The 17,900-nt window shown below is 60.7% G+C and carries 14 protein-coding genes; 10 read left to right on the top strand and 4 right to left on the bottom strand.

The window, feature by feature from the left end; genetic code table 11:
- The first annotated feature begins 48 nt into the window (after positions 1-48).
- Complete coding sequence (locus tag AB8B33_RS04145; protein WP_007825239.1) at positions 49-837, top strand: SDR family oxidoreductase; 789 nt, start codon at positions 49-51, stop codon at positions 835-837.
- Positions 838-846: 9 nt separating this feature from the next.
- On the opposite strand, the gene AB8B33_RS04140 is transcribed toward AB8B33_RS04145, so the two are convergent.
- The gene (locus AB8B33_RS04140) at positions 847-1,716 is read right to left on the bottom strand and encodes a phosphotransferase family protein (protein WP_439014454.1); all 870 of its coding nucleotides are present in this window, start codon (positions 1,714-1,716) and stop codon (positions 847-849) included.
- A gap of 296 nt (positions 1,717-2,012) precedes the next feature.
- Between AB8B33_RS04140 and AB8B33_RS04135 the strand changes: the two genes are divergently transcribed.
- On the top strand, positions 2,013-3,332 hold the full coding sequence (locus tag AB8B33_RS04135; protein WP_439014453.1) for an efflux RND transporter periplasmic adaptor subunit: 1,320 nt from the start codon (positions 2,013-2,015) through the stop codon (positions 3,330-3,332).
- Positions 3,329-6,445 carry an efflux RND transporter permease subunit gene (locus tag AB8B33_RS04130; RefSeq protein ID WP_439014452.1) on the top strand — a complete coding sequence of 1,039 codons (3,117 nt, stop codon included), beginning with the start codon at positions 3,329-3,331 and terminating at the stop codon, positions 6,443-6,445. Before AB8B33_RS04135 ends, AB8B33_RS04130 begins: the two co-directional genes overlap by 4 nt.
- A gap of 36 nt (positions 6,446-6,481) precedes the next feature.
- Here the strand turns inward: AB8B33_RS04130 and blaOXA are convergent, their stop codons facing one another.
- Positions 6,482-7,306: a class D beta-lactamase gene (gene blaOXA / locus AB8B33_RS04125; RefSeq protein WP_439014451.1), complete on the bottom strand. Its 825-nt coding sequence runs from the start codon at positions 7,304-7,306 to the stop codon at positions 6,482-6,484.
- 104 nt (positions 7,307-7,410) lie between these two features.
- On the opposite strand from blaOXA, the gene AB8B33_RS04120 reads away from it, so the two are divergent.
- The 5 genes from AB8B33_RS04120 to AB8B33_RS04100 all read left to right on the top strand — a co-directional run bounded on the left by AB8B33_RS04120 (position 7,411) and on the right by AB8B33_RS04100 (position 11,340).
- Positions 7,411-8,301 carry a LysR family transcriptional regulator gene (locus AB8B33_RS04120; RefSeq protein ID WP_439014450.1) on the top strand — a complete coding sequence of 297 codons (891 nt, stop codon included), beginning with the start codon at positions 7,411-7,413 and terminating at the stop codon, positions 8,299-8,301.
- A gap of 233 nt (positions 8,302-8,534) precedes the next feature.
- Positions 8,535-9,830, top strand: a complete 1,296-nt coding sequence (locus AB8B33_RS04115; protein ID WP_439014449.1) for an Hsp70 family protein — start codon at positions 8,535-8,537, stop codon at positions 9,828-9,830.
- 68 nt (positions 9,831-9,898) lie between these two features.
- On the top strand, positions 9,899-10,801 hold the full coding sequence (locus tag AB8B33_RS04110; RefSeq protein ID WP_439014448.1) for a uracil-DNA glycosylase family protein: 903 nt from the start codon (positions 9,899-9,901) through the stop codon (positions 10,799-10,801).
- Positions 10,802-10,935: 134 nt separating this feature from the next.
- Positions 10,936-11,127: a hypothetical protein gene (locus AB8B33_RS04105; protein ID WP_113324116.1), complete on the top strand. Its 192-nt coding sequence runs from the start codon at positions 10,936-10,938 to the stop codon at positions 11,125-11,127.
- 66 nt (positions 11,128-11,193) lie between these two features.
- The gene (locus AB8B33_RS04100) at positions 11,194-11,340 is read left to right on the top strand and encodes a hypothetical protein (protein ID WP_439014447.1); all 147 of its coding nucleotides are present in this window, start codon (positions 11,194-11,196) and stop codon (positions 11,338-11,340) included.
- Here the strand turns inward: AB8B33_RS04100 and AB8B33_RS04095 are convergent, their stop codons facing one another.
- A complete protein-coding gene (locus AB8B33_RS04095) occupies positions 11,341-12,213 on the bottom strand; it encodes a hypothetical protein (protein ID WP_310382759.1) in 873 nt (290 codons plus the stop codon).
- A gap of 247 nt (positions 12,214-12,460) precedes the next feature.
- Entirely contained in the window at positions 12,461-13,399 is a 939-nt protein-coding gene (locus AB8B33_RS04090) for a DMT family transporter (protein ID WP_439014446.1), read from the bottom strand.
- A 452-nt stretch (positions 13,400-13,851) separates the two neighbouring features.
- On the opposite strand from AB8B33_RS04090, the gene AB8B33_RS04085 reads away from it, so the two are divergent.
- Positions 13,852-14,958, top strand: a complete 1,107-nt coding sequence (locus AB8B33_RS04085) for a methyl-accepting chemotaxis protein (protein WP_439014445.1) — start codon at positions 13,852-13,854, stop codon at positions 14,956-14,958.
- 186 nt (positions 14,959-15,144) lie between these two features.
- Complete coding sequence (gene pepN / locus AB8B33_RS04080; RefSeq protein WP_439014444.1) at positions 15,145-17,793, top strand: aminopeptidase N; 2,649 nt, start codon at positions 15,145-15,147, stop codon at positions 17,791-17,793.
- Positions 17,794-17,900: the final 107 nt, after the last annotated feature.

Here is a 17,900-nt window from a genome sequence, read left to right as displayed (position 1 = left end):
TCACGGGACTTGCGCCCTATAGAAAGGGCACAGGAAATGGAGGAAATCATGGATCTCGGCATCAAGGGCAAACGCGCACTCGTACTGGCTTCCTCGCGCGGCCTCGGGCTCGGCATTGCGAAGGCGCTGGCGCAGGAAGGGGCAAACGTTCTTCTCTGCGGGCGCAGCGGCGAGCAGCTGGACGCCAATTGCAAGGCGATCAATGAGCAAGGAAATGGCCGGGCCGACTGGATCTGGGCCGACCTTTCCGAGGACAATTTCATCGCGAGCGTAACGGCTGCCGTGCAGGAGAAATTCGGCGGGCTCGATATTCTCGTCAACAATACCGGCGGCCCGACGCCCGGCACGACCGAGGACATGTCGCCGGAAAAGCTCGAAACCTATTTTCTCTCCATGGTCGCGCGCGTCATCACGCTGACCAACGCCCTGCTGCCCGGCATGAAGGCGCAGGGCTGGGGCCGCATCCTGACAGTCGCCTCGTCAGGGGTGATCGAACCGATCGCCAATCTGGCACTGTCGAACACGCTGCGCCCGGCCCTTGCCGGCTGGAGTAAGACGCTCGCATCGGAAGTGGCCGGCCATGGCATTACCACCAACCTGCTTCTGCCCGGCAGCATTCTCACCGCACGGCTCGACGATCTCGACGGCGCGGCCGCCAAACGGACCGGCAAGAGCGTCGAGGAGATTCGCGTGGAGAAGGAAGCGCGCATTCCGGTCGGGCGGTACGGCAAGGTGGAGGAATTCGCCGCAACGGCGGCCTTCCTCTGCAGCCAGCCGGCAAGCTACATCACCGGATCGCTGATCCGTTGCGACGGGGGTGCTGCGCGCTCCGTCTGAGCAACTGCATCATCCAGCAGCGGCCCATGCTTTGACGCTGTCGATCATCTCGCCGGCATAGGTCGGATCGTCTGCAAATTCTGCGAGTTCCGACAGGCGGTGGAAGCCGGTGAGGATAGCGATGCGCCAGCGGTCGAGCCGGCGGCCGGTCAGCATCTCGTAGGCCGAGACGATGCGTGATGTCAGATCGGGCGAGATGAAGTTCGAATAGATGAACTCCTGATGCAGCGGGCCGAAGCCTGAATCCGAGAAATCATAGAGGCCGTTCAGCCTGCCCTCAGCATGGTCGAACGCCATATTCCAGCCATGACCGTCGAAGAAGCCGTAAATGACCCCGTAAGGATCTGGCGGTAAAGCAATGAAATCCCAGATAATCCTTTCTGCATAACTTACCAGCTCGGACGACAGCAGCGGTAGCGCCTTTTCCCGCACCGCGTCAGGTGATTGCCAAGGCAGGATCGGTCCGGCGCCGAGCGCGCGCAGGCGGTCGGCATCGAGAGCATGCAGTTCGGCATAGAAGCGGGCGAGATCGTCGCCGAGGCGCTGGCGGGCCGCTTCCGGCAGACGCTCGTAATCGCCGGCGATGAGATGTTCGCCCCGGATCTTGGCATGGTTGGAGAAGATCGGCGGGCCGTCATGGATGCGCATATCGGGAACCGCCATCGACAGCGACGGCCTGATGATGCCGAGAAGGGCCGCCTCTTTGACCAGTGCCCTCTCCGCGGCCAGATCGCGCGGGAACTTGAAGATCAGCCTGTCATCCACATCGATGGCTATCGAATCCCAACCCTTCGTCGCGAGCCGGAAAACGGAGGCCGTAAGCTCCGGAAAGATGTTGGTGATGAGTGAACGAAATTCACCGGCATTCAACTCGGCCATGACCGTCTGCCTCTGCGTTTTCCAGATTCTAACCCGCGCACAGGACCTGCAATTCGGAGCAAATAGTGTTCGCCAATACAGCCTGCGCTGGCAGGTCACCAAGGCGGAGGACGCTGCCTATCCGACTATATATTAGTATAGTTTGAATATTACAGAATGTTCATTACCAAAATTTAAGCCATTATAACCGCTTAGTGATCATCGCCGGGGTGATTATGTCTTTTTTGCGCCGCAATATAGGCGGCTCAATCAGCGCGGAAAATCACGCAATCTGCCCAACAAAACCGGTTTCGCTTATGAAGAAATTTTGGATCACCGTCACTATTGTAGCCGTGGCCGCGGTTGGCTTCTGGCAGTTCGGGGACAAGATCCCCTATGCTTCACGCATCCCCTATCTCTCACAGTTCATCAACAAGCCTGAGGGCAGCCAGAACAACGGCCATCAGCAGGCGCAGGCCGATCAGGCCCAGAGTGGCGGCGGGCAGCAGGGTGGTCAACAACAGGGTGGCGGGCGCAGGCGTGGCGCGAACGGTGGTCCCACGATGATCAAGACCGTTGCAGCCGTGAAGGCCGCTCTGCCCATGGATGTGACGGCGACCGGTTGGGCCGATGCCGAGGATAATACGACGATTGCCGCACAGGAACAGGGCCTCGTCGTCAGCATCGAGTCCGAAGACGGTGCGACGGTCAAGGAGGGCGATCTGATCGCCAAGCTGGACGACCGGACGGCCAAGGCCGCCGTCGACAAGGACAATGCGATGATCGTGCGCGATACGGCAACGCTCGCAGAATCCGAGACGGCGCTGACCCGGGCGCAAGACCTCTTCAACCAGAAGGCCGGCACCCAGCAGAGCCTCGATCAGGCCAGGGCTGCCCGCGATACTGCCGCCGCGACCGTCGAAGCCGACAAGGCCACGCTTGCTTCGGACCAGGTCATCCTCGAGCATACCGATATTCGCGCGCCCTTCGACGGCAGGCTCGGCGATATCGCCCTCAGCAAGGGCGCCTTCGTCAATGCCGGTGCGGCCATCGTCACCATCGCCAAATACGATCCGATCTATGTGAAGTTCCACCTGCAGGAGCGCTACCTGCGCGTCCTGAAGAAGGCGCTGGCCTCCGGTCCGGTCGAGGTCAGCACGGCGCCCAATTCCACCAAGGGGCAAGTGCGCAAGGGCGAAATCAGCTTCTACGACAATACGGTCGACACGGCATCGGGCACGATCCTCGCCAAGGCTAAGTTCGAAAACGCCTCCGGCGCTCTGTGGCCTGGCCAGTCGGTCAATATCGTCGTGCATTTCAACAACGACGAGCAGCAGGTGGTCGTACCGACGGTTGCCGTCAGCCCCGGCCCCGACGGTTTCTTTGCCTTCGTGGCCAAGGACGGAAAATCGCATCTGACGCCTGTTACCGTCGCCCGCGCCAACGGCGGCTTCACCGCCATCGCGTCGGGCCTTTCGGAGGGCGACCATGTGGTCGTCGAAGGCCAGGGTCAGCTCAGCGACCAGCAGGCGGTCAACGAACAATTCGACGACAAGACGCTCAACGTCGCGTCCGCTGACGTGCCTCAGCAACAGCAGCAACAGGCCGAGACGATCGCGGTGGGGGCTGAGCAATGATCCCGAATTTCTGTATTCAGCGCCCGGTGGCGACGACGCTGCTTGCGATCGGTGTCATTCTGGCAGGCCTCGCGGGCTACCGGCTCGTGCCGGTTGCGGCTCTGCCGCAGGTCGACTTCCCGACCATCAACGTTTCGGCGCAGCTGAGCGGCGCCTCGCCGCAGACGATGGCGACTTCGGTCTCGACACCGTTGATCAAGCAGTTCGAGACGATCCCCGGTATCAGCGAAATCAGCGCGTCGAGTTCGCTCGGCAGCACCAGCATCGTGCTGCAATTCGACCTGAACCGAGATATCGATGCGGCCGCCGCCGACGTGCAGGCGGCCATTTCGCATGCGACGCGGCAGCTGCCCGACAACATGACGACACCGCCGAGCTACCGCAAGACCAACCCGGCCGATGCGCCGATCATGCTGCTTTCGGTGCAGAGCAACACCATGCCGCGCAGCAAGCTCGACGAGATCGCCGAAGACATTATTTCGCCGTCGCTGTCGACGCTTCCGGGCGTCGCCCAGGTCAGCGTCTTCGGTGCGCAGACCTATGCCGTGCGCGTCGAGGTCGATCCCAACAAGCTGCTGACCCGCGGCATCGGCATCGACACCGTCAACAAGGCGCTTGCGGCCGCCAACAGCCAACAGCCGGTCGGCACGCTGCAGAACAATTCGCAGGCCATGACCATCACGGCGAATACGCAGCGCACCAACGCCGAGCAGTTCCGTTCGCTCGTCATCGCCAATCCGAACGGCGCGCCGGTCCATCTCGGCGATATTGCCGATGTCCAGGACAGCGTCGAGAACCAGTATACGGGCAGCTGGTATGACGGCCAGCGCGGCATCATCCTTGCCATCCAGCGCCAGCCGGATGCCAATACGGTCGATGTCGTGGATGCGATCAACGCCAAGCTGCCGCAGCTCCATGCCGAAATCCCGCCCTCGGTCAACACGGTCATCATGAACGATGCCGCAAAGCCGATCCGCGATGCCATCGCCGACGTGAAGTTCACGCTGCTTCTGACGATCGGCCTCGTCGTTCTCGTCATCTACCTCTTCACCGGCCATGCGACCGCTACGATCATTCCGGGGCTTGCCGTTCCGCTGTCGCTGATCTCGACCTTCGGCATGATGTATGTGCTGGGCTACAGTATCGACAATATCTCGCTGCTGGGGTTGACGCTCGCGGTGGGTCTCGTGGTGGACGACGCGATCGTCATGCTGGAAAACATCCTGCGGCATGTCGAGGAAGGCATGCCGGTGCGGGAGGCGGCTATCAAGGGTGCGGGCGAAGTCAGCTACACGATCATCTCCATGTCGGTGTCACTGATCGCGGTCTTCATCCCAATCCTCTTGATGGGCGGCGTGGTCGGCCGCGTGTTCAACGAATTCGGCATGGTGGTGGCGATCGCCATCATCGCTTCGGCCATCGTATCGCTGACGGTGACGCCGATGCTCGGTTCGCGCCTTTCCAACAACCACAGCCGTCCGCCACTCATCATCCGCATCTTCGACGCCGGTTTCGAGCGGACGCTGCGCGGCTACGACAATGCGGTCGGCTGGTGCCTTCGCCACCGCCCCTTCATCCTCGGGATCTTCTTCGCTTCCGTCGCGCTGACGATCTATTTCTTCATGACGCTGCCGACGAGCTTCTTCCCGCAGGAAGATATCGGCCGCCTGACGATCAGCACCCAGGCGCGACAGGACATTTCCTATTCGGCGATGGAAGCCCTGCAGCAGCAGGCTGCCGCGATCGTCAAGGCGAACCCAGCCGTCAACCATGTGATGTCGACGATCGGTGGCAACCCCAACAAGCCACAGAACAACGGCTCGATGTTCGTCGAACTGAAGGACAAGGATCAGCGTGCACCGCTTGACCAGACGCTGCGCGAGCTGCGCACGGCGATCAACAAGATCCCCGGCCTGCAAGCCTTCGTGACACCGAACCAGAGCCTGCGCTTCGGCGGACGCCAGACTGCCAGCCAATATCAGCTGGTCATACAGGCACTGAACGCCGACCAGACCAACTTGTGGGCAGGAAAGGTCCAGCAGGCGATGCGCGCCGACCGCCTGTTCACGGACGTGACCTCGGATGCGCAGAACAACGCCCTGCAAGCCAATATCGTCATCGATACCGAGCGGGCAGCCGCCTACGGGATCGACAACGACACGCTGCGCACGACGCTGCAGGAATCCTTCAGCGGCTTTGCGGCTGCGGAAATCCAGTCGACCGGCGACAGCTACGACGTCATCGTCGAATATGACACGAGCAAGCCCTGGGACGACCAGAAGCTATCGGAAATCCGGGTCGCTTCTTCCAATGGCAGCCTGGTGCCGCTGTCGAACTTTGCGCATGTCGAGCGCACGGTCGGACCTGTCACCATCAACCAGACGGGTCAGCTCGTCTCGACCACCGTGTCCTTCAACCTGCCGGAAGGCGTATCGCTCAGCGACGCGACGGCCAGGATCGAGCAGATCAAGAAGGACCTCGACATGCCGGCAGACGTCTTCACGTCCTATGGCGGTACGGCAGAGATCTTCCAGCAGTCGCAGGGCAATACGCCCTATCTGATCCTGGCGGCTGTTCTGACCATCTATGTCGTGCTCGGCGTGCTCTATGAAAGCTTCATCCACCCGCTGACCATCCTCTCCGGCCTGCCGGCGGCGGCCTTCGGGGCACTGCTCGCGCTTAAGATCATGGGCTTCGACCTGTCGATCATCGCCCTCATCGGCCTCCTGATGCTGATCGGTATCGTCAAGAAGAACGCGATCATGATGATCGACGTGGCGGTGGAAACCATGCGCACGACGGGCGAGAAGGCGACAGCGGCGATCCACGAAGCATGCGTGCGACGCTTCCGTCCGATCATGATGACGACCTTCTGCGCCCTGCTCGGCGCCCTGCCGATCGCGCTCGGCACAGGTGCGAGCTCGGAACTACGCCAGCCGCTCGGCATCGCCGTCGTCGGTGGCCTCATCGTCTCGCAGATGCTGACGCTGTTCATCACGCCTGTCATCTTCGTCGAGATGGACCGCTTCGGGAATTTCCTCCACCGCATGCTCAGCCGCGAGAAGAAGGAAGAGCATGTGGCAGCGGAAACGCGAGCGATGGCCGCGGAATAGAGAGACAGAAAGGGCGCCTTCCGGCGCCCTTTCGCATCAGCGGCCTTCGACCAGCTTGGGGAAATCCGCGACCAGCGTATCCCGCGTCTCGAAGCTGATCGGATTGTCGCTGTAGCGGTGATTGGCGATATAGAGCCTTGCGAAGATGAGCCGCCTGTCGCCCTTGGTCGCCCAGCCGACAAACCAGCCGAGCGGCCGTTCGTAATTGGTCTTGCCGGCCGCATTGCGCAACCAGCCGGCGCCGGTTTTGCCCTGAATATCCCAGCCGCCAGCCGCCTGGAAATGCGGCACGATCGCCTCCGTCATCTGCCGCGCACGTTCCGAAATCGGCAGGATGCCGGTCCGGAAGCGGCGCAGGAAGCGCACCTGATCTTCGGCCGAGATCTTCAGCGAGGACATCAGCCAGGATTCGGTCAGTCCATCCGTATTGCCAGGCCCGCCCGTAACATCCTGATTGCCGTAGCCGAAACGCCTGACGTAATCGGCAAAGGCGCGCTTGCCGAGCTTGCGGGTCAGCGCCTGTGAGAACCAGACGATGGAATCCCGCTCCCAAATGGTCGGATCGGTATCCTTCTGCTCGCGTGGGGATCGCCTGAGCTTCGGATCATATGTCCAGAGCGGATTGTGCTCGTCGACCAAAATGCCGGAATCATAGCCCATCATGGCCAAAGGCAGTTTGAAGGTCGACTGCGGATAGAAGCCCTGGTCGCAATTGCCCTGACGGTAAATCGTCTCGCCGGTCTTCTCATCGATGATGACGGTGCAGCGGATCGCATCCGCGGCATCGGCCGGCGATACACCCATGGAAATTGCTGTAATACTTATGGAAAATGCCAGAAGAAGAAGTCTTTCGAAAGCCACTTTCGTTCTCCATATGGTTCGACCTCAGCTTTCTAGGCCGGCCTGGAAGGCCTGATCAAACGATGATATTTCCGGTCAGGCATAAATCAGATTAGGCCATTGCCATGGTTCGACCATATTTGCCGCTGAACTCGCTGCGTGCTTTCGAGGCGGCGGCGCGGCACCTTTCCTTCACCCGGGCGGCGATCGAGCTCTGCGTTACGCAGGCGGCCGTCAGCCATCAGGTGAAGCTTCTGGAACAGCGCCTCGGGGTGAGCCTGTTCCGCCGCCTGCCACGCGGGCTGATGATCACGGAGGAAGGGCTTGCGCTGCTGCCTGCCCTGCAGGATTCCTTCGACCGCATGGCCGATATGCTGGAGCGTTTCGAGGGCGGCCATGTGCGCGAGGTGCTGAAGCTCGGCGCCGTCGGCACGCTCGCCGTCGGCTGGCTCCTGCCCCGGCTTGCCGATTTCCGCGAGCAATATCCATTCATCGATCTCAGGCTTTCGACCAACAACAATCGCGTCGATATAGCCGCCGAAGGGCTCGACTATACGATCAAGTTCGGCAATGGCGCCTGGCACGATATCGAGGCGGAGGCACTGTTCGAGGCGCCACTTTCGGTGCTCTGCATTCCCTCGATCGCCCGCCAGCTTTCTTCCCCTGAAGATGTCGCCCATCAGACATTGCTGCGCTCCTACCGCGCCGACGAATGGCCAAGCTGGTTTGAGACGGCGGGCGTCACACCGCCGCCGATCCGGGGCATGGTCTTCGATTCCTCCGTGCTGATGATCGAGGCGGCACTGCAGGGTGCGGGCGTGGCGCTGGCGCCGCCCTTGATGTTTTCCCGCCAGCTTGCGGCGGGCGAGCTGGAGCAGCCCTTCCCGATCTGGATTTCCAAGGGCAGCTACTGGCTGATGCGGCTCAAATCCCGCTCCGTCACGCCTGCCATGGAGATGTTCCGCAAGTGGATCGGCAGGATGGCCGAGGAGACGCGGATGCAGCTCGGAAACTGATTAGAGCGCCGTGCATCCGCACAGCGCTCTAACTCTCTAGATTTGCGCATCAGGCTTTCCGAAAATCGATTCCGATTTTCGGGCCGATGCTAAGGCGGGTTGCTTTCCGACCTCTCCTGTGCGATCACGCGCCTCTCAAAACATCTTCGGGGGCGCAGCAAAGCGCCCTTTCGCATTTCGGGGTATCTGCCCCGGCTCATAGATTTTCGACATATTTGATAGGGAGCACGGCCATGGCACGGGCGCTCGGGCTTGACTTCGGCACGACCAATACTGTTCTGGCGCTGGCAGATGGCGACGCAGACACACATTCCATATCGCTTACCAGCAGCGCCGGCACGGCCGACAGCATGCGCACCGCGCTCTCCTTCATGAAGGATCCGCAGCTCGGTGCCTCGGCGCTGAAGGTCGAGGCCGGGCACGCGGCGATCCAGCAGTTCATCGACAATCCCGGCGACTGTCGTTTCCTGCAGTCGATCAAGACCTTTGCGGCCAGCGCCCTCTTCCAGGGCACGATCATCTTCGGCAAGCGGCAGAGCTTCGAAGACCTGATGGAAATCTTCATCCGGCGCCTGCGCCATTACGCAGGCGAGAACTGGCCCGAAGATACCGGCCGCATCATTGCCGGCCGCCCGGTGCATTTTGCCGGCGCCAGTCCGGACCCGGTGCTGGCCGTGCAGCGCTACAACGAGGCGCTGACGCGTTTCGGCTTTCCGGAAATTCACTATGTCTACGAGCCTGTTGCGGCCGCCTTCTACTTCGCGCAAAACCTGAAGTCCGATGCGACCGTGCTCGTTGCCGACTTTGGCGGCGGTACGACGGACTATTCGCTGATCCGCTTCGAGACCAGGGCCGGCAAATTGACGGCAACGCCGATCGGCCATTCCGGTGTCGGCGTCGCAGGCGATCATTTCGACGCGCGCATGATCGACAACATCGTCGCGCCGCTGATCGGCAAGGGCAGCCATTTCAAGAGCTTCGACAAGATCCTTGAGGTGCCGTCAAACTACTATGCGAGCTTCAGCCGCTGGAACCAGCTGTCAATCTTCAAGACATCGCGGGAATTCGAGGATCTGAAGAAGCTGGTGCGCACGGCGCTGGAACCGGAGAAGCTGGAAACCTTTGTCGATCTCATCGATCATGACGAAGGCTATCCGCTCTATCAGGCGGTCTCGGCAACGAAGATGGCGCTTTCCTCCGCGGAGGAAGCACCCTTCGATTTCGCCCCGCTCGGGCGCGGCGGTCATCGCACGATCAAACGCCGCGATTTCGAAAGCTGGATCGTCGACGACCTCGCCCGCATCGAAGGGGCGCTCGACGAGGTGCTGGAAAAGACCAATACGGATGTGTCCGGCATCGACAAAGTGTTCCTGACCGGCGGCACATCCTTCGTGCCGGCGGTGCGGCGCATCTTCACCGAGCGCTTCGACAGGGACAAGATCGAGACCGGCGGCGAACTGCTGTCGATCGCGCATGGTCTGGCACTGATCGGCGAACGCGACGATATCAACCAGTGGACTGTGCAATAGCAGCCGAAAGGGCGCCGGCAGACCTGCCCGCCCTTTCATTGCCGTTTTCGCTCCGCTAAAGTCTGTCCATGATCTCCGCCAACGACCTGAGTCCGGCCGAACTTTCAGCACTTCTGCATTTTCATGCGGAGGCGGGTGTGGACTGGCTGCTGGAGGAAGAGCCGGTCGATCGTTTCGCCGAGTTCGAGGCGATGAAGGCTGCGCGCCGTTCGGCGGCACCGGCCGCGCAACCGCAGCAGGATAGACAGGCACCACCTGAGAGGCAGGCGTCCTCCCGCCCTGCCCCACCCGCGCCGCAGCAGCACGCGGCCGTGTCGGCTCCTGCCTCGCGGCCACAACCGGCAATTCCCGACGGTGAGGCGGTGCAGCAGGCGCGGTTCGCAGCCGAGAGCGCCCGCTCGCTTGCAGAACTCAAGACGGCGCTCGAAGCCTTCAATGGGTGCAATCTGAAAAATAGCGCCCGCTCGACTATTTTCGCAAGCGGCGATCCGGCAAGCGGCATCATGGTGATCGGCCCGGCGCCAGGCGCCGATGACGAGCGTGAGGGAGTGGCCTTTGCCGGCCGGCAGGGCCAGTTGCTAGACCGGATGCTGGCCTCGATCGGGCTTGAGCGGTCAGCCATTCTCCTGACGCAGATCATTCCCTGGCGTCCGCCCGGCAGCCGCATGCCCTCGGCGGCCGAGACGGAGATCTGCCGTCCCTTCATCGAGCGGCAGATCGCGCTTGCCGAACCGCGCGCCATTTTGCTGCTCGGCAACTATACGGCACGATTCTTCTTTGGCGAAACTGACACGATCCACGGGCTTCGCGGCCGGTGGAAGGAGATCGCTGTCGCAGATCAGGTCATTCCGGCCATCGCCAGCCTGCATCCGCAAGACCTGTTAACCGCGCCAGTAAACAAGCGGCTGGCCTGGAGCGATCTACTGGCCTTCCAGGCTAGACTTAAAGAGCTGTCTCTGCTTACAAATTAGCCAAGTTTGAAAATATTATGAATTTGTCCATGCAATATACGCATGGCTGCATCCTGCAAGGGTGCATTGAAGAATCAATGCTGCACTGCAATATAGAAGGCGTGTCTTGGGAGGAATGAACAGGAACCAAGGCCATGAGCAAGCGTTTTCGTCCTATACATTGCGGGTTTGAAACCCTGCGCCAAGCAAGCGATCAGGTTCGCACCACGCAGGGCTACAGCCGTTTCGGCTTTGCCACAAACGAACAGATGATCGCCCGCGGTACCGGCATCAACGGTCGTACTTCGCGTCCGGTGATGATCTTCGCGGATTTCCAGGAATATTGAAAATTCCGGAATGATGATCCGGCAGGCGGTTCGCCTGCCTTTTCGCATTTCAAGAAGCAACGACCGATGTCAACAATTCTGATTTCACTGCTGCGCCACATCGACTCTTTCGAGCATATCCGTGCTGCCGTCTGCGCCGCGCACGAATATCGCCGCGAGCTTTGCGATGCGCCGTCCGAGGTCAAGAGCCCGGCTTCCGCCATCGCGCTCTGATCAGGCGCCTGCGCTCTCGAATCTTTCCTTGGCGGATTCGAAGGCTTCGTCCACATAGGCGAACTTGATCGCCTGCCAGCCGACATATTCCTTCAGGAAATCGCGCGACAGCCACAGTTGCGACTTCTTCGGCTCGTCGTACCAGCCGACACAGCCGCGCTGCGCGCCCTTGGCGAGTAGCCGCTGGAGATGTGTGCGCGACATCATGAAATCACCGGCAAGCGCGCGGGTTTCCACCTTGCCGATCGCCAGCCTTGCCGGATCGGATCCTTCGAGATCGAGCCGGGACATGAAGTGATCGATGACCATACCGCCCGCTTCCGTCCAGAGGAACAGCGCCACCTGTTCAGGCGGTTCGCGCCAGTTGATATCCTCGAGGCAGTTATAGGCAACACGCGGCTGGATCTGGCGGAAAAGCGTGGGATTTTCCTGCAGAAACGCCGCCCGGCTTCCACCATCGATGAGATCAAGCGCGCCGAGGTTGGAGTACAACCAGCCGAACATTGCCTGGTGGCTGACTTCGGCCGGCTCGAAATGGCGAGGACGGCGGCGTTCGTCACCGGGCGTATGGGTGATGAAGCGGTAGGTGAAGAGCTCTTCGATGAAGGCAAGCACCGTGTTGCGGCTGGCGATCTTGTGCGCCGTGATCTTGCCGGTCAGCCGGACGGCGGTGAAACCCGAGGTCACGTCCCGCGGATCATATTCCAGATGCAGCGCATAGGCCGTCTGCGTCAGCAGCCAGCGTTGATGCGAGGCCAGCAGGCGCGCCAGCCGCGGCCCCGCATCAAACATGCCGCGCATTTGCCCGGCCAGAAAGCGAATGCTCACTACAAAAGAAGGATCCCGCGCCAGTTGTTCCGCCGTGAACGCCATGATGCTTTTCCTCAACCCTCGCTCGCAAGCCAGCGTTCGGAGCAGCGATACCGAAACTCCCCCGGCATCTATGGCCTATCGATTATGCACGGCTTTGAATAAATGAAAGTAATTCACTTTCATAACCATATTTTTGCGAAAAGCGATATCCCAAGATTTCACCATCCCATTCTCTTTTGAGGGGCGGATGACATAATTTTTCAATCAGAGCGATAAAAAATTCGCCTTGTGATATAGGTTCAGCCGCTCAGGATTGCGGCGCACCGGCTTTTCGCGCTTCGCGGCGCTCCAGGCCAAGCTGGTGCTCGCGGTAGATGATGAAGATGCCGGCGGCAATGACGATGACCGTGCCGAAAAGCATCGTACTGCTCGGAACGTCGCCGAACACATAGTAAGCGACGATGCCGCCAAGCAGGATCGAGCTGTATTCGAAGGGAGCGACGGTGGAAACATCCGCGTGCCTGTAGCTCTCGGTCAGGAGGATTTGCGCCACACCGCCGCAGAAACCGGCAGCGATGAGGAAAGGAGCCGAGGACCAGTCGAGCAGAAGCCAGCCGAGGGGGACGGTCGCAAGCGAGAAGACCGAAGCGGTGATCGAGAAGTAGAGGACGATCGTCGCCGTCTTCTCTTCCTCCACGAGCCGGCGCACCTGGATCATCGCCATGCCGCCGAGCACGGCCGACAGCAGCACGCAGAGTGCACCGACCGCCTGTTCAGCCGCCATGCCGCCCTCCCGGAACAGCGTGAGCTTCGGCCAGGAGATGATGGCGACACCGATGATGCCGAAGCAGACGGCGCTCCAGCGATAGACGCGCACCGTCTCTCCTAAGAAAACCGCCGCGAAAATGACGGCGACGAGCGGCGTGGCATAACCGAGCGCGATCGCCTCCGGCAGCGGCAGATGCAGAAGCCCGTAGAAGCCGAGCCCCATCGAGATGATGCCGAGCGTGCCGCGCTTCAGATGGCCGATCGGATTGGCCGTATAGAAGGCAGAGCGCAGCTGACGCCGGTAGCCGAGATAGGCCATGATCGGAAACAGCGCGAAGAAGGAGCGGCAGAAAGTCACCTGCCCCGGCGGAATATCCGACCCAGCCAGCTTGATGAATGTCTGCATGGCCAGGAAGACCACGACCGACGAGACTTTCAGCGCAATGCCTCTCATCGGGTTTCTGAGAACCGATTCCATAATCCAGGCTCTTATGCGGGCATGCCGAGCGGGGGAGACGCGTTCGACTCGAACGCAGCGGATGATTTCTTCATCGTAACCGAAGAAATGCACCGGTGGGAAAAAATCTGCGCGCAGTAGAGCGCCGTGCGTCCATTCGGACGCACAAAGGACGCCCTAACTCTTGGAATCTAAGTATCAGGCTTTCCGAAAATCGATTCCGATTTTCGGGCCAATGCTGTGGGCGGCAAGTATTTACCCGCTTTTTGTCTGCCGCTTTTCTGTGCAATTCCGTTTTCTGATGAAAAAACTTCGCGTTTTACGCTTATTCGCCCGAAAATGTTCGCATCCGCACCCATTGCGTTAACCGGTTGCAAACCATGCCACCGCATCGTTCTCAGCTAATTAATCATACAAAAGAATCGCATTCGTTCCGCAGCCAGTCGCGTCAGATTATTTTCAGGATCTTTTTGATGAAGCCGCTCAGCGCAGAGATCGTTTCCCAGTCGCAGAACGCAACGCCCCGCTCGATGCGTGTCGTCACCGATGGCATCAGCACGGATCTGGAGCGCTTCAGCGCCGACAACACCAGCATCGTCAAGCAGATCAAGCTGCTTGCCATCAACGCGCTGATCGAGGCGGCCCGCGCCGGCGAAACCGGCAAGGGCTTTGCCGTCGTCGCCAATGAAGTGCAGCGGCTGGCGCAGATCGCCACGGAGATCACCAACAAGTTCGAAAGCAATGTGCTCGGGCGCATCGGTCTCAGCCGTGCGATGGCGGATTCGCTCGTCACCGAGATGGAAGGCGTGCGGTTGACCGATCTCGCGCAGACGCTGGTTCAGCTCATCGTGCGCAACCTCTTCGAACGCACCGCCGACGTGCGCTGGTGGGCGACGGATCCGGCGCTCTGGCAGGCGCTGCAGGAGCCGGACAAGGATCGTGTCGCGTTCGCGGCCGAACGGCTCGGCGTCATCAACCGCTTTTATACTGTTTATCTCGACCTCGTGATGACTGATCTCTCCGGCCGGGTGATCGCATCGGCCAATCCGACCTTTCAGCGCAAGATATCAGGTTCATCGCTTGCGGGCGATCCGTGGTTCCGGGCCGCGGCGGGCTGCGCCTCCGGCGACGACTATATCGTCGATGAAGTAAAACCGAGCCCTCTCCACGACCAGCGCCATGCGCTCGTCTATGCGACCGGCATCCGCGAAGGCGGCAAGCTCGACGGCAAGCTCCTGGGTACGCTCGGCGTCTATTTCGACTGGCAGAATCAGGGTCAGGCGATTGTCGAGAAGGAAGCGAACCTGCCGCCGCAGCTTGCGGAAAAGACCACCGTCATGCTGCTCGACGGCGCAAGCCGTGTGATCGCCAGCACCAATCCGGCCATGCTCTTCACCCATTTCGCGCTCGCCAACCAGACCGGTCAGCCTAAGGGCAGCTATTACGACAATAACGGCTCGATCGTCGCCTTCGCGCGCACGCTCGGCTACGAGGATTATGACGGGCTCGGCTGGTATGGCGTTGTCATCCAGCAGACGGAAAGCGACGCCGAGATCAAGACTGCGCTCAATCTCAAATAGCGGTCTTCTCCTTTCAGCTGCACATGCACGACAAATTGACCATAATAATTTGGCTGTGAACTTCGCATTCACGGTCGATTTGCTTTAACTTTAGTTCAGACTTTAATGTAATTATGGCGGCCAAATTTCAGCAGAGTGCGCCCGCCTCTGTAATCGGCCATTGTCTAATAAAGGTCTTCAGGCAACATGCGAACAGATACCGGTCAGGTCATCAATCTGGCAGATTACCGCCCAACAGATTTCGTGCTGGAACGCGTCGACCTGACTTTTGAACTGGATCCGACAGAAACAAAGGTGGAAGCGCGGCTGATCTTCCATCGCCGCGAAGGCGCCGATCTTTCCGCTCCCCTCATCCTCGATGGCGACGAGCTCAATCTTTCCAGCCTTCTCTTCGACCAGAACGAACTGGCGCCGGAACGCTATACGGTAACGCCCGAAAGCCTGACCATCCGCGACCTGCCGGAAACGGTGCCTTTCGAAGTGACCGTCACCACGATCATCAATCCGGAAGCCAATACACAGCTGATGGGCCTTTACCGCACCAGCGGCATCTATTGCACGCAGTGCGAGGCCGAAGGCTTCCGCCGCATCACCTATTTCCCCGACCGGCCGGATGTGCTGGCGCCCTATACGGTCAACATCATCGCCGACAAGGATGCCAACCCGCTGCTCTTGTCTAACGGCAATTTCCTCGGTGGTGCCGGCTATGGTCCGGGCAAGCATTTCGCCGCCTGGTTCGACCCGCATCCGAAGCCGAGCTATCTCTTCGCACTGGTCGCCGGCGATCTCGGCGTCGTCGAAGACACGTTCACCACGATGTCCGGCCGCGAGGTCGTGCTGAAGATCTACGTCGAGCATGGCAAGGAGCCGCGCGCGGCCTATGCGATGGACGCGCTGAAGCGCTCGATGAAGTGGGACGAAGAGGTGTTCGGGCGCGAATACGATCTCGACATCTTCATGATCGTCGCGGTTTCCGACTTCAACATGGGGGCCATGGAGAACAAGGGCCTCAACATCTTCAACGACAAATACGTGCTCGCCGATCCCGAGACGGCGACCGATGCCGATTACGCCAATATCGAGGCGATCATCGCGCATGAGTATTTTCATAATTGGACCGGCAATCGCATCACTTGCCGCGACTGGTTCCAGCTCTGCCTCAAGGAAGGCCTGACTGTTTATCGCGACCACGAATTCTCGTCCGACCAGCGTTCGCGCCCGGTCAAGCGCATTGCCGAAGTGCGCCACCTGAAATCCGAGCAGTTCCCGGAAGACGGCGGCCCGCTCGCCCATCCGGTGCGCCCGACCAAGTATCGCGAGATCAACAACTTCTATACGACGACGGTCTATGAGAAGGGCAGCGAAGTCACGCGCATGATCGCGACCCTGCTTGGCCGCGAGACCTTCAAGAAGGGCATGGACCTCTATTTCGATCGTCACGACGGCCAGGCCGTCACGATCGAGGATTTCATCAAATGCTTCGAGGATGCGAGCGGCCGCGATCTCGCGCAGTTCTCGCTCTGGTACCATCAGGCCGGCACGCCGCTCGTGACCGCATCCGGCACCTATGATGCAGGCGCCAAGACGTTCAGCCTGTCACTGGAACAGATGATCCCCGCGACACCCGGCCAGCCGACCAAGGAGCCGATGCATATTCCGCTGAGCCTCGCACTCTTTGCAGAGGACGGCTCCAAGATCGAACCTGCTACCGTCGACGGCGCCGAATATGCCGGCGAGGTGCTGCATCTTACGGCGCGGACACAGACTGCCGTCTTCCACGGTATCGGCTCGCGCCCGGTGGTTTCGATCAACCGCAGCTTCTCTGCGCCGATCAATCTGCATTTCGATCAGAGCCCGGCCGATCTGGCGCTGCTCGCCCGCTATGAGACGGATCATTTCGCCCGCTGGCAGGCGCTGACGGATCTGGCGCTGCCGAACCTCCTGAAAGCCGCCCGCGATGCCCGCGAGGGTGCGCCGATCGTCTGCGAACAGACCTTCGTCGATACGCTGATTGCGGCGGCTGCCGATGAAAGCCTCGAGCCTGCCTTCCGCGCCCAGGCGCTGGCCTTGCCGAGCGAATCCGACATCGCCCGCGAGCTCGGCAGCAACATAGATCCCGATGCCGTCCATGCCGGCCGCCAGGCGATCATGAAGCAGATCGCCGAAGCCGGCAAAGCCACCTTCGCGGCCCTCTACGACGCGATGACCACACCGGGTGAATTCAGCCCGGATGCCAAGAGCGCCGGCCGCCGCGCGCTGCGCAACACCGCCCTTACCTATCTCTCCTATGCCGAGGGCAGCCCGGCTCGCGCCAAGGCCGCCTTCGACGGCGCCAACAACATGACCGATCTCAGCCATGCGCTGACGATCCTCGCCCATCGCTTCCCCGACAGCGCAGAGGCCAAGGCGGCGCTCGAATCCTTCCGCAGCCGTTTCTCGGAAAATGCGCTCGTCGTCGACAAGTGGTTTGCGATCCAGGCCGGCATTCCCGGGTCGGGCGCGGTCGATCGCGTCAAGGCGCTGATCGAAAACCCGCTCTTCAAGCGCACGAACCCGAACCGCATGCGCTCGCTGGTCGGCACGTTCGCCTTCGGCAATCCGACCGGCTTCGGCCGCGCCGACGGCGAAGGCTACCGTTTCCTCGCCGGCGAGATCCTCGACATCGACCAGCGCAACCCGCAGCTAGCCGCACGCTTGCTGACCTCGATGCGCTCCTGGCGCTCGCTGGAATCGGCCCGCGCCGATCATGCACGCTCGGCACTGATCGAGATCGAACGGGCGGCCAACCTTTCAACCGATGTCCGCGACATCGTCGAGCGCACGCTCAAGGGGTGATTTTCCGCAAATGATTTGCCGCCTAGCTGTCTTCCACCCGTGGGACAGCTAGGCCCGCCATCAGCGAATCCCTCCGAAAAACCAGCAATCCCAAATGGTTAATAAAT

It is taken from the genome of Rhizobium sp. 768_B6_N1_8, from assembly GCF_051811225.1.
GTDB lineage: Bacteria > Pseudomonadota > Alphaproteobacteria > Rhizobiales > Rhizobiaceae > Rhizobium.
The sequence above is the reverse complement of the archived record's forward strand: the minus strand, read 5'-3'. Positions and strand labels throughout refer to the sequence as shown.